Here is a 12,606-nt window from a genome sequence, read left to right as displayed (position 1 = left end):
ATAGGCGGGGGACTTCGACCCTCCCGATTTTCATTGGATATTCAGGTTGGGTGTTTATAATACGTCTATGAATCGGGGCAAGAGAATATAAAGCTGTGAAACTATTACGTTTAGGAGGTTTTCCATGGTAAGGGGAACTCAAAGAATACTGTATATCCTGCTTGCTTTCTGTATAGGACTTTTTATCGCATCCTCCTTTTTTATCCGGGCAAAGTATACCTACTCTGTGTACGGTGATACCACGGTTCTGGAGAAACAACATTGGGTTCTGTTTATCCTGGCGGCCGCGGCCGTTCTGGCTGTAAGCTTTGTTCTGTACAGAATGTGCTTAAAGCTTAACCGGTACAGCAGGAAAATCGTAATTCCGGCTGTGCTGCTGTTTTCGTTTGCGATCCAGCTCGTGATCATTTTCCTGTTTCCCCGGCTGCCGACGGATGATTCGCAAACGGTGCTGTCGCTGGCGATGGATATGCTGTATGAACAGGATTATTCCTCTTTTCAAACGGGGGGATATCTGTATATGTTTCCGTTTAATTTCTCCATGGTCCTGTACCTGAAAACATTGCTGTTCTTATTTCCGGATAATTATCTGGTGATCAAAATATTCAACATCCTGTTCTCGCTCGTTACAACGTTAATGGTCTATTTGCTGTATAAAGAGCTTAATGCCCGGTCGAAAGAAAATGATTATGGGGTTTTGATAATTGCCGCAACCTATGTTCCTTCCTTGTTCATGAGCAATTTTATATATAACGATGTGATTGCTACAGCTTTTCTGACCAGCGCTTTATATTTTGCCGTCAGGTTCCTCCGAAGAATGTCCATGAAGGATATTCTGCTGACTGCCATTCTGCTGGCTATCGGCAACTATTTCAGAAGCACCGGGATGATCTTTCTGATCGCAGTCCTGATCTGCCTGTTCTTCAGCATCCGGACCCTTGGGCTTAAGAAGGCCTTAGCTTCTATAGGCATAACAGTATTGCTGTTCAATGTGCCCGGCTGGACCCAGAATGCTGTACTGCAGGCAACGCATGTCGTAGATGAGCCGGTGAACAAGAAGTCCGCTCCCGTCTATATGTGGCTGAATATGGGCATCAATCTGGAGACCCTTGGGTTCTGGGACAATCAGCAGAGCTACAATATATACCAGAGAGAGGCAAACTATAATAAAGCGGACAGCGTAGAGCTGTTCAAGGCATCCATCGGCGATAAGCTCTCTGAGGCCAGTCTGGGTGAACTCGCGGAAATGTATTATAAAAAGCTGGTGTGGACCTGGACAGAAGGGACGTACCAGATGGAGAGATACGGCATTGGAAATGACGGATCGTCCAGAAGCGGAGGGAGAGCGGGGTTTGTGATGGACCGCTATAGTTATACTACCTTTGCCACGGATTTGTTTAAAGGAGATTCGAAGTATAGAAGCGGTCTGCTCTGGGTGCTGTATGTCCAGAATTTCCTGATGTATGGCTTTATTCTCATTCGATTGATAGGCAGCATAAGTGCTAAAAGGTTTGAGGAAACCTCTATAATTCTAGTGGTTCTGGGTTTTATCGCGTTCTATCTGCTATGGGAAATAAAGTCCCGTTATATCTATCCGGTGTATCCGTTATTGATCGTGCTGTCGTATATGGGATTCAAAGACGTATATGATTATATGTTAAACAGAAAGAGGTGATTGAAGATGCGAACCAAGAGATACTCTATCTTCTTACTTGCAGCAGTGCTGGGTTGTTCACTGGTGCTCACCTCATGCGAGGCCATAACCGCTCAAAAAATCACAAAAACGGACTCCGGCTCAAGAATGAACGGGTTCCCGGGAGTGAACGGCGGCACGGACCGGGGTGGAGGCGGCCAGGGAATAAATGGTGGAGGTCCGGGAAGAAGCGGCAGTCAAGGGACGGACGGCGGGCAAGGCGGGAGACGGTGAGCACTCCCTGCCTTGTACTGTCCGTTGCGGGAGGCCGCTGAAGTCTCATGCGTAATCCCAAGGCAAGCTATAGGGTTCTTCGGATGTCTTTCTTCTTCAGGCCGTTCTTCTTGGCGGTGGTGTTCCAGAAAGAGTGGGTCGCGGCAAATTTCCAGGCGAAGCGCGGGAAGTTTGGACTGAAGAGCATAGATTCATCTATACTTTGCGATTGTACATTATGTGCCAGGCTTTCCATTGCCTTGCCCAGATTCTTAAGCGGGCCCGTTCCAAGGGGAACCTTCTCGATAAAGTCCATCATTTCACCGGCGCCTTGACCGAGACCCTGCCCGAAAATTAGACCGGAACGGATGCACCAGTTCTGAATGATCTCAAGGGCAATGTGATTCTGCTTCCCTTCAAAAAAACCATTATTCATCAGGGTATAAACGTAAATATCCTTCTCACGCCGCGTTTTCATGTATTCCTCAAGGGTAACAAGCATTCTGAATAGATGGGACGGGACTCCATCCACATAAAGCGGGAAGGCAATAATCAATATATCCATGCCGCACAGTTCGCTATATTGCTCGGGGGTCAGCGGTTTTTTGTTAATGTTATAATGGGTGATTTCATGCCCGGTGCTTATGAGCGGCTCCAGTGTCTTCAGCAGGTGGTCTGAATTGCTTTTTCGCAGCTTGGGGCTTCCGTTGATCATTGCGATGTTCATGCCAGTACCTCCTTGACGGCCTGCAGTCCGTTATGGAAATAAACCGAATTCCCTGAGGAATACAAATTTAAGCTATTTGCTGCGACCAGCTTTTGTGCTGTTCCCTTCTCGGCTTCAGTGATGTCTTCACCGTAAAAATGCACGGTCAGGGCAAATTCATGGTCATAACGGTTGCGGTGATGGGTTTCACCGTTTTTGGTTACAAAATAAGGCAGCACGTAGGAAATGCTCCGGTTCAACACATTGAGGATGAAAGGACTGTAGCTTCCATATTCACATTTACTGATAATCATCAGTTCATCGCATTTCGAGAGAAGTTCCCCCATGTTGTTATAGCCGTCCTTCAGAACACAGACTCCAGGCGTCCGGATCCAGCACCCGAAGCAGCCGATACAATGACGGATAGTACCATTGTCCGAGATTACAGTTACGTCGGGGGTGTTGTCTTCAACCAATGCCGCAAATTGTTGCGGATCCAAGTCGTGAATAATCATTTTCATGGGTTATCCTCCTAAAATACAGGTTTGAGCGTAAAGATATCCCGCCAATCTCCGGAATACCGAACCCCGTTATTGGTGAGCAGTGAGGCCATTCCGTGCACCATTGACCATAGGGCAACCAGCTGCTTCGCATATTCTTCTTCCGGCAGGCCAAAGCTCTCAAACAACTGATAGGCTGTTGTGCGGAATAGAGCAAACGGCGGATAATTATCCGAATTATAATGGTCCAGGTCAATGGTGATGTCCGAATGGTAGAAAATAAATTGAAAATACTGCGGATGGTCAACGAAAAAGTCAATGTAGGCCTGCCCCAGCAAGGAAATCGCCTCCTGAGTGCCCTCCTTTCCGTGAATGGATGTACGCAGTGTGTCCATAAATTGCGCAGTGACATGCTCGCCCATAGCGTAAATCAATTCGTCAATATTCTTAAAATGGCTGTACGGTGCGGTATGGCTGACACTGCATTTCGCTGCGACCTTGCGCAAGGAAAAGCTCTTTAAACCATCTTCATTAATAAGTGTGATGCCAGCTTCTATAAGCTGATTTCGCAGATTGCCGTGGTGATAGGGTTTGTCTTTCATGTGATGGATGCATCCTTCCATTAATCTTAGCGCTGTAAAGATTGTAGCATATAATCTTTACAGTGTTAAGATGTGAAATCAGTTTTAGAATACAGCTGTGTCAAACTCCGCGTTTATGAGAGAGGAAGGTTCTATATCCATAAAAAAATCCCTTCCAGGTTTTTCCTGAAAGGGATTATGACAGCTATAGAATAATGTCTGAGTTTGATTTAGTGGCTATGCTTCCATCTTCTGCGCTGTATAAAGCCGGTAATAGTGGCCCTTGCGTGCTATAAGCTCGTCATGCGACCCGCTTTCCGCGATGCCTTTGTTTGCGACATACATAATGCGGTCGCAGTTTTTTACGGTGGACAGGCGATGCGCGATAATGAACGAGGTGCGTCCCTTAAGCAGCTCATTGAGGCCCTTCTGGAGCAGACGTTCAGTTTTCGCGTCGATTGAAGAAGTTGCTTCATCCAGGATCAGAATGCGCGGATCAGCCAGCAGCGTTCTGGCGAACGAAATGAGCTGCCGCTGTCCTTGCGAGAGCTTGGAGCCACGTTCATTAACCTCGGTCAGGTAACCCTGATCAAACTCACGGATGAATTCGTCGGCACAAACTGTCTTGGCCGCAGCGATCACTTCTTCCTCAGTAGCATCGAGTTTGCCGTAACGGATATTATCCAGGATGGTCCCGGAGAAAATGAAGCTGTCCTGCAGCATGATCCCCATCTGGCTGCGAAGGGACTTCAGCGTAACCTGCGAAATATCCTGTCCGTCCATAAGAATCCTACCGCCAGTAAGGTTATAGAAGCGGGAGATCAGATTGACGACTGTTGTTTTGCCTGCGCCAGTCGGTCCCACCAGGGCGATGCTTTGTCCTGCCAGAACATCAAAGGAGATATTCTCCAGAATGTTAAGACCCGGATCATAGGCGAAGGTTACGTTGTCGAAGGTGACGTGGCCCTGTACAGGCGGCAGTGTCTTCGCATCCGGAATATCGCTGACGGTAACCGGCTCATCCAGCGTTTCGAAGATACGCTCCAGGTAGGCGACGGCATTGATAAAGTTATTATACAGGTTCGAGAGATTCAGAATCGGCTGCCAGAAGCGGGCGGCATAGCTGCTCATGGCAAGAATCACACCAAAGGTGACATTTACAGGGTCCAGCGTCAGGAGACCCACCAGAAAGATCATCGTTGTAACGATGGTGCTCAGGTTGTCGACGCTAAACGGGATCAGCATGTTGAAACGCACCGCCGTTATCCATTCCTTGCGGAAATTACCGGCCAGACGCGTGAAAATCCCCTCATTGCGCTGTTCACGGTTGAACATTTGGGTGACGCCGATGCCGCTGATGCTTTCCTGCAGGTAGGCGTTCAGATTGGAGCTTTTGTTGGACACCGCCTGCCATGCCCGGCGCTGCCGGGTTTTGATCAGCAGCATGATGCCGAAGAATACGGGCAGTCCTGCCAGGATGACGAACGAGAGCCGTACATCGACGGCGAACATGAATGCGGCAATAAAGACCAGATTCACGATTTCCAGAACAAAGTTGATAATACCATTGGACAGCACATCCGAAACCGAATTGACGTAATTCACGACCCGGATCAGGATCTTGCCCTGCGGCCGGTCATCATAATATTTGAAAGGCAAATCCTGCAGATGCTTAAACAAATCCGTGCGGATGTCAAAAATAATGTCCTGTCCGACGCTTGTCATGATGCGTGAGCGATAGGTGGCCAGAATAACACTGACCACGATGGTCACAAGCATCAGTGCGGACCAGCCCAGCAGCGGAAGCTTGGCTTTGGCGGGAATGGTCACGTCGACGACATGCTGCATGATCAGAGGAGCGGACAGTGAAATGGCCGCTGAAATCGCGCTGAGCACAAACGCGAAGATCATGGGCTTTTTCTTCCGTTTGATATACACCATTGCACGACGGAAGTGTTTGATATTAAACGGCGATTCCAGATTCTCATCGACGTCGAATTTATTCCTTGCCATTAGCGGTCACCAGCCTTCCAATACCCTCGTTCTGCAGCATAAACACATCGTAGTAGTAGCCCCGTTTCACCAGCAGTTCGGCGTGGGTACCCTCTTCAATCAGGCGTCCGCCATCCAGAATGAGAATGCGGTCAGCCTGCGAGGTAGTAGACACCCGCTGCGCGATAATGATCTTCGTGCAGGGATAATCCAGATCGCGCAGACTTTTCTGAATGTGTTCCTCAGTCTCAAGGTCAACGGCAGAAGTCGTATCGTCCAGAATCAGAATAGGACGGTGGACCGCCAAGGCCCGCGCCAGCGCAATACGCTGCTTTTGCCCTCCGGACAGTCCAACCCCACGTTCCCCGACAACCGTGTCATACCCTTCGGGCATTTTGGAGATGAAGTCGTGGGCAGCTGCGAGCTCGGCATAGGCCATGGCCTCTTCCTCCGGAAGATCGGGGTCGCCATAGGCGATGTTTCCGTCGATGGTATCGGAGAACAGGAGAACGTCCTGGGTTGCCATACCGATATTGTCGCGGAGCTCATCGAGCTCAAGCTGGCGGACATCCACGCCGTCTACCAGCACACGTCCTGCGGATACGTCGTAGAAGCGGGGGATCAGGTTGATGATTGTCGTTTTGCCCGATCCCGTCGAGCCCATGATCGCTATCGTTTCACCGGGTTCAACTGTAAAGCTGACATCGTCCAGCACGGTAGCGCTATCATATTTGAAGCGCACCTGATCGAACTCAATGCGGCCTTCGTAACGGCGTTTCTGTATGGACTTATGTTCGTTTACAATATTAGGCCGGGCATAATAGATGTCGATGATTTTAGTCAAGCTGGCAAAAAAGCGCTGAATGTCGTTGATAATAATCCCAATGTTGCGCATCGGGTTGGATATGGCCCAGATGAGCGAAGAGAAGGCAGCGAATTCACCAAAAGTGATCCGGCCTTCCATAAGGAACAGCCCGCCAGCCAGCATCAGGATGACGTTGAAGCCCTGAGCGAAGGATTCCAGATAAGGAAAGTAATCAAGCCATACCAGGGCAGCCTTTTTGTTAGCTGTTGAATAGTTGACATTCTTCTCTGTGAATTTTTCGATCTCGAACTCCTCGCGGGCGAAAGCCTTGACTACACGGTTGCCTGAAATATTCTCCTGTGTAGTGGTGTTAAGCTGGGACAGCCGCTCGCGCAGGTCAATATACATTGGACGGACGCGTTTGGCGAAAATGAAGGCCACGATAAAAATCGGTGGCGACAGGATAAGCATCCACAGCGTCAACTCCGCATCTATTGTGAAAAAATAGATAACGGCAGCAAGGAAAATTGTTAACGATTCGATGATCGTCTTGAAAATCCATGCCATAGAGTGCCGGACCATGTCCAGATCGCCTGTCATCTTGGTCATGAGGTCGCCGGTGCGGTTATGGTCGTAATATTCCCTGTCCTGTCCCTGAATCTTGTTGTACAAATAAATACGGATGTTGTACATCATGTTCTGCGAGGACTTTTCGTACTGCATGGTTGTCAAATAAGCAAGACCCGTGCGGAGCAGGGAAAAGCCGATCATGCCCAGGCAGAGCGCGATCAAGAGCCCCCGCTCTTGTGTGAGATTCTGCTGCGCATTATCGCCGGCTATGAACGTGTCGACAATGCGCTGACTGATGTACGGATTCACGATCGTAAGACTTGAGCCTACCACCGAGAGGCAGAGCGCCAGAATGTACCGCGTACGGTTTCCCTCCAGGTTCTGCCACAGCCATTTTAGTTCGAACATCTAATCACCTGTTTCTGAATGTTCTTTCACTCTTGCTGGAAAAAGAATGAATAAATCAAGGTGATTATAACATTATCAAACGGCCAAGTATCGTATCCTGCAATATTTTCTTGTTACAATCGATTGAACTCTTTCGAAGGGGTTTTGATTGATTTTGCGGAATTAGAGAAGGAACGGGTTGAATATGGAACCTTGACTTTGACGTCGCGTCGCACTTTACAATGACCCTGAGAGGAGGAGTCGCATGGAGCTTCAGACCATTAGCCAGATATCCAAAAGCTTTAAGCTCTCTACGCGCACCTTGCGCTACTATGAGCAAATCGGACTGATCCAAAGTACAAAGGTAGCGGAATATGCATACCGGACCTATGATGCCCAAACGGTGCTGCGTCTGCAGCAAATCGTGGTGTTGCGGAAGCTCGGGATTCCGCTAAAGCAATCATTGTGATTCTGGAGAGCAAGGATTCGGCGGAAATCATCGCAACGTTTGAACAGAACCTGAAGCAGGTAGCGGATGAAATTACAGCGCTCTCTACCATACGCACCATTCTGAACACGTTCATCGTCCGACTGAATGAAAGTACTCAGCTGAATCTGAAGCGGAATCTGCTGGATGATGTGTCCATCCTGCCGCTGTTCGACTCCTTAATCACAAGCAAAATCCATTTCAAGGAGGACAAGACGATGGAGGATTTAAATCGGGCGAATGACCGGCTGGAGAAGCTGACGGACCGGGAGGTGCGGATTCTTTATTTGCCGCCGATGTCAGTAGCCGCACTGCACATTATTGGGAAGACAGCGGAGCTTGAGGGGAAGGAACCGATTTATGAGTTTATTCAAAAAAGCAAGCTGCCGCAGATCAAGCCGGATTTCCGCCATATCGGGTTCAATCATCCGGATGGACAACTGCCAGATGGGAGTGATCATGGCTATGAAAGATGGATCACCATTCCGGATGAGATGCGGTCTTTTGGAGGAACATCTGAATTACATTCACAAGTACATGCTTGCGGCGGATGACAGCACGATCCAGTTGGACCTGTTGATGCCGATTAAAGAAAAAGTGCGTAAAAACGTATAGGCGTATGATGTAAAACCATATTTAGATATTTGCTGGAATCTATAATGTAGAAGAGATGGCTGCTAAGCTCATTAGGCAGCTTCTTTAGTTATCTTGAAACCGTTATCATTTGTTGTTTGGGGTAATCGTAGAAAAAATAGGAAAATAAAGTTTGTTCACTAGTGTACGCCGCACAGTACTGTGTGGTATTATAGTAGTGTAAGGGGGGATGGCTTTGGATATGTCGGAATGGATTTCTCAGGTGCGCCGGGGGCTGCTGGAATATTGCATCCTGCAGCTGATCAGCAGCCAGCCCCGTTACGGTTATGAGCTGGTGACGGCGCTGGGTCAATGGGAGGTGCTGGCCGTTAATGAAGGGACGCTTTATCCTCTTTTGCGGCGGCTGCTTAAGGAGAATTATTTAGAAGCCTTTTGGAAGGAATCGGAGACCGGTCCGCGCCGCAAGTATTATTCGCTCACCCCGCCTGGACGCGAGCTGCTTGCTTCCATGACAGAGGAATGGAGCAAGGTTGTAGGTGCTATCGGGCAAATTCAGCTGTATTGATTAGGTAATCAGGTGCGGCAAATACATGTTCAGTTGGAGGGAAACACAAATGGAAACAAACTCGAATGATTATCTGCGCAGGTTTTATGAGGCATTGGATTTTTTGCCTGAGGAGGAACGGGTAGATGCTGTCCGGGAAATTGAAAGCAGCATTGCCGACGGCATGGCGAGCGGCCAGCCGGAGGCGGTTATATTAGCTCGACTTGGCAATCCGCGCAAGCTGGCCAAGGCTTACCAAAGTGAATATATGATGGGCCGGGGCAGGAGCCTGTCGCTGAAATCCCTGTGGCAGATGGTGACTTTTTATTGCACTACCGGACTGCTCAGCATCATGATTATTCCAATCCTGGCTACTATCGCTTATGGCTTTGGCTTTAGCGCAGTTTTGATCTTGCTGGCAGGGGTGATCCGCAGCTTCGGCGTTTCCTGGATCAATATGAACCTGGGTAACGGATACGAAGTTCCCTACGCGTGGAGCATCCCTGTTGCCCTTCTGTTCAGCCTGTTTGTTGGTGGAATTGCCTTCATCAGCCGCAAATACTTGCTGATCTATATGAAGTTTCTCTCCAGGCAATACAGCCGGCTGATTCCCCGCTAAAATTTATATGAAAAGGCAGGTAATCTAAATGAAATATGGGAAGATCATTGGTGAGGGTAATACAGCGACCGTATATGAATGGGAAGAAGGGAAAGTGCTTAAGCTTTTCGCTGCGGGTTATCCTCAAAGTGATGTGGAAACAGAGTTTCAAAACACCAGAATGATCAATGATATGAGCTTTGCCAAAGCAAAGGCTTATGAAATGATTAGCTGCGAAGAGCGCATGGGCATTATATATGAGAAGGTGGATGGTGAATCCCTGTTGGATTGGGTTTTGAGGACAGGCGACCTTCAGGGCTGCGCTGAATATATGGCAAGACTGCATAAGACAATCCTTCAGAACAAAGTCAGCGATGTAATGAATTACAAAGAATTTCTAAAATATCATCTATTAAATGTTCCGCCGTCTAAAAGAATGGATCACGGACAAATATGCGGGATTCTGAATAAACTTAAGGATGGAGATACCCTTTGCCATGGCGATCTTCATCCCGGTAATATATTGCTCGTAAGCGGTCAGCCCGTTGTTATTGACTTCATGAACGTGTGTCATGGAGATTTACTATATGATGTGGCGAGAACAGTGTTTTTGGTACAGTATACTCCCGTCCCCGAAGCTGCTGACGACCGGGAGATGCTGTTGCGGTTCAAAAAAACACTGGCAGATTTATATCTTAACGAAATGAATATTAGCCGGCATATGATAGAAGATTATCTGTCCGTTATTATCGCGGCGAGAGCGGGAGAGTGCCCCGACGAATAGCCGGGGGAGCACTCTTCATAGTCTAGTGGCGGTCAGGTTCATTACTAACTCAGCTTACCGTTTCGCCCGGTTATTGCCTCTTCTAATTCCTTATATTCACTAGACCGGGGGTCCACATTGCTTCCTGACAGTCTGAGCTTCTTCAAATGAGAGAGGTTCAGGAGTAGGCCGGGATCTGAAAATGAGGTTTTGCATAAATCCAGTGTTTCAAGCCCGGTCAGGGTGGAGATGAATCCCCATGATTTTGGCTTAAGCATAGTCAGATCCAGGTTGATTAACGACGACATCCCGGTCAGTGCTTCCAGATTCTTTACTTTGGTTCCCCATATCCAGAGCAGCTCCAAATGGGGGAATTGCTCCCGTATGCCTTCGATGGAATTCAGTTTAGTTTTTTCCAGATACAATGTTTTTAGGTTTGGACAAATCCCCATTTCTTGAAAACTCTCCACAGATGAGCCTCTAAGCCGTATTTCCTCAATGCTGTCATGCTGGTAGAAGGGACTTAGATCACTTGCGGCAGCAAAATTAGCGTCCAGAATCTTCAGTTTCCTCAGCTGTGAAACATATGAAAGATCCACAAGCTTTTTAGGTGCGATCAATCTGATTTCCTCTACATTTGGAAAAACCCTGAAAGAATCTAGGCTTTCCAGCTGGCAGGTTTGCCCTCCCAAAGAAACCTTCTTCACACCCGCGGCGGGTGCAAAGCCTGGCACAGCCTCAATCTCATCAAAGCTCATACTGATAGTCTCCAGGCTGTCCGGGAGAACGGTTTGACTGTCATAATTATGCTTGGAGAAACTGACCGACTTCAAGGATTTAAGAGGGGACAGCAATTGATCGGGCAGCGTGTGCTGGACATAGAACATTTGCAGAGATTCCAGATGTTCAAGCCGGGAAAGGGTCTCTATATTCTTTTTAATCGTTGTTTTACTTATAAAGCTTAGATGTTCCAGACTCGTGGCGGAATCCAAGCCTGCAAGATCAGGCAGGGTCAGCCTGGAATTTGTGGTGCCGAATTCAAGCTTCTTGAGATTTGCGAATTCTTTTAAAGGCTCGTAGGTTGTGATCTGTTTGACCTGGAGAAGTTTCAGTGTGTCCAGCTCATAAATGGAGCGGGGCTGATGAAACCATGCGTACTTTTTATAGTTCTCGACGTATGAAGCTGCTTCGTCCGCAAGGGCAGCTTTTGACTTGGCGTAATCCATTTCACGGCCTCCTAGCAAAATAAAATGATATAAACAGATATTGCTAACTTAGCATACGGCCTCTCCTATAACAAATCACAAGATGCCGGATCGGGGAACCTGCTGAGCCCCGGCAGGCCTCATCTTTGTATTTATGATAAACTAAACCATATACAGCCGCACCGGACAGCGTATTGAAAATGTACATAGAGTGAAGACTGGGCTTGGTCCGGATAGAGACAGGAGGATGAGGCATGAGCTTTGTTGCCGTAAAGGGTGAGTACAAGCGTTACAAGATGGGCGAGAATGTGATTGTCGCCAACGACGGGATTGATTTTGAGATTAATAAAGGTGAATTTGCCGTCATTGTCGGTCCCAGCGGCGCGGGTAAATCGACCGTGCTTAATATTCTTGGCGGAATGGATTCCGCTGACGAAGGCCAGGTCATTGTGGACGGTACGGACATTGCCAAGTTCAGTGCCAGGGAGTTGACAGGCTACCGCCGCAATGACGTGGGTTTTGTGTTTCAGTTCTACAACCTGGTGCCCAATCTGACAACGCTGGAAAATGTCGAGCTTGCTTCGCAGATTTCCCCGCGTGCCTTGGATGCGCGTAAGGTGCTGGAGGATGTAGGACTGGGGGCGCGGCTGGATAATTTTCCGGCTCAGCTGTCCGGCGGTGAGCAGCAACGCGTCGCGATTGCCAGAGCGCTGGCTAAGCAGCCGAAGCTGTTGCTCTGCGACGAGCCGACAGGCGCGCTTGACTACAACACCGGCAAGCAGGTGCTGAAGCTGCTGCAGGATACCTGCCGCAATACCGGAACTACGGTCATCGTAATCACGCATAATCTGGCGATTGCCCCGATGGCAGACCGGGTCATTGAGATCAACAACGCTAAGGTACGGAAGATGGTAACCAATCCTTCGCCGGTATCCGTTGACGATATCGAATGGTAAGGAGAAGGCATC

General features: G+C 48.4%; 14 protein-coding genes. 8 read left to right on the top strand and 6 right to left on the bottom strand.

All coding sequences use genetic code 11. The annotated features are described in order from the left end of the window. The first annotated feature begins 124 nt into the window (after positions 1–124). Entirely contained in the window at positions 125–1,675 is a 1,551-nt protein-coding gene (locus ACQ76X_RS24625) for a glycosyltransferase family 39 protein (protein WP_438496358.1), read from the top strand. A 6-nt stretch (positions 1,676–1,681) separates the two neighbouring features. After that, positions 1,682–1,927: a hypothetical protein gene (locus tag ACQ76X_RS24620; protein WP_341377305.1), complete on the top strand. Its 246-nt coding sequence runs from the start codon at positions 1,682–1,684 to the stop codon at positions 1,925–1,927. A gap of 67 nt (positions 1,928–1,994) precedes the next feature. Here ACQ76X_RS24620 and ACQ76X_RS24615 read toward each other — a convergent pair whose 3' ends face one another. The 5 genes from ACQ76X_RS24615 to ACQ76X_RS24595 form a co-directional block, all read right to left on the bottom strand. Beyond that, positions 1,995–2,633, bottom strand: a complete 639-nt coding sequence (locus ACQ76X_RS24615) for a hypothetical protein (RefSeq protein WP_438496357.1) — start codon at positions 2,631–2,633, stop codon at positions 1,995–1,997. Then, complete coding sequence (locus ACQ76X_RS24610; protein ID WP_438496356.1) at positions 2,630–3,133, bottom strand: flavodoxin family protein; 504 nt, start codon at positions 3,131–3,133, stop codon at positions 2,630–2,632. The genes ACQ76X_RS24615 and ACQ76X_RS24610 overlap by 4 nt, the downstream gene beginning before the upstream one ends. Before the next feature lie 11 nt (positions 3,134–3,144). Continuing rightward, positions 3,145–3,714 carry a TetR/AcrR family transcriptional regulator gene (locus tag ACQ76X_RS24605; RefSeq protein WP_438496354.1) on the bottom strand — a complete coding sequence of 190 codons (570 nt, stop codon included), beginning with the start codon at positions 3,712–3,714 and terminating at the stop codon, positions 3,145–3,147. Between the two features lie 216 nt (positions 3,715–3,930). Further along, on the bottom strand, positions 3,931–5,706 hold the full coding sequence (locus tag ACQ76X_RS24600) for an ABC transporter ATP-binding protein (protein ID WP_038585936.1): 1,776 nt from the start codon (positions 5,704–5,706) through the stop codon (positions 3,931–3,933). Next, a complete protein-coding gene (locus ACQ76X_RS24595; RefSeq protein ID WP_438496353.1) occupies positions 5,693–7,468 on the bottom strand; it encodes an ABC transporter ATP-binding protein in 1,776 nt (591 codons plus the stop codon). The genes ACQ76X_RS24600 and ACQ76X_RS24595 overlap by 14 nt, the downstream gene beginning before the upstream one ends. Positions 7,469–7,712: 244 nt before the next feature. Here ACQ76X_RS24595 and ACQ76X_RS24590 point away from each other — a divergent pair, with 244 nt between their 5' ends. The 5 genes from ACQ76X_RS24590 to ACQ76X_RS24570 all read left to right on the top strand — a co-directional run bounded on the left by ACQ76X_RS24590 (position 7,713) and on the right by ACQ76X_RS24570 (position 10,454). Next, entirely contained in the window at positions 7,713–7,916 is a 204-nt protein-coding gene (locus ACQ76X_RS24590) for a MerR family transcriptional regulator (protein WP_438496351.1), read from the top strand. Beyond that, positions 7,913–8,488 carry a hypothetical protein gene (locus tag ACQ76X_RS24585; protein WP_438496350.1) on the top strand — a complete coding sequence of 192 codons (576 nt, stop codon included), beginning with the start codon at positions 7,913–7,915 and terminating at the stop codon, positions 8,486–8,488. Before ACQ76X_RS24590 ends, ACQ76X_RS24585 begins: the two co-directional genes overlap by 4 nt. Positions 8,489–8,757: 269 nt before the next feature. Continuing rightward, the gene (locus ACQ76X_RS24580) at positions 8,758–9,093 is read left to right on the top strand and encodes a helix-turn-helix transcriptional regulator (protein ID WP_081965672.1); all 336 of its coding nucleotides are present in this window, start codon (positions 8,758–8,760) and stop codon (positions 9,091–9,093) included. 49 nt (positions 9,094–9,142) lie between these two features. Beyond that, entirely contained in the window at positions 9,143–9,691 is a 549-nt protein-coding gene (locus ACQ76X_RS24575) for a DUF1700 domain-containing protein (protein WP_076110270.1), read from the top strand. A gap of 28 nt (positions 9,692–9,719) precedes the next feature. Continuing rightward, positions 9,720–10,454 (top strand): aminoglycoside phosphotransferase family protein, encoded by a 735-nt coding sequence (locus ACQ76X_RS24570; protein WP_438496349.1) that lies wholly within the window; start codon positions 9,720–9,722, stop codon positions 10,452–10,454. Between the two features lie 44 nt (positions 10,455–10,498). Here ACQ76X_RS24570 and ACQ76X_RS24565 read toward each other — a convergent pair whose 3' ends face one another. Continuing rightward, entirely contained in the window at positions 10,499–11,659 is a 1,161-nt protein-coding gene (locus tag ACQ76X_RS24565; protein WP_438496348.1) for a hypothetical protein, read from the bottom strand. Between the two features lie 233 nt (positions 11,660–11,892). On the opposite strand from ACQ76X_RS24565, the gene ACQ76X_RS24560 reads away from it, so the two are divergent. Further along, complete coding sequence (locus tag ACQ76X_RS24560; RefSeq protein WP_341089812.1) at positions 11,893–12,594, top strand: ABC transporter ATP-binding protein; 702 nt, start codon at positions 11,893–11,895, stop codon at positions 12,592–12,594. Positions 12,595–12,606 lie beyond the last annotated feature (12 nt).

Source organism: Paenibacillus sp. IHBB 3054 (assembly GCF_051594305.1).
Classification (GTDB): domain Bacteria; phylum Bacillota; class Bacilli; order Paenibacillales; family Paenibacillaceae; genus Paenibacillus_AQ.
Note: the sequence above shows the minus strand (reverse complement) of the source record. Positions and strands in the feature narration are given on the sequence as shown.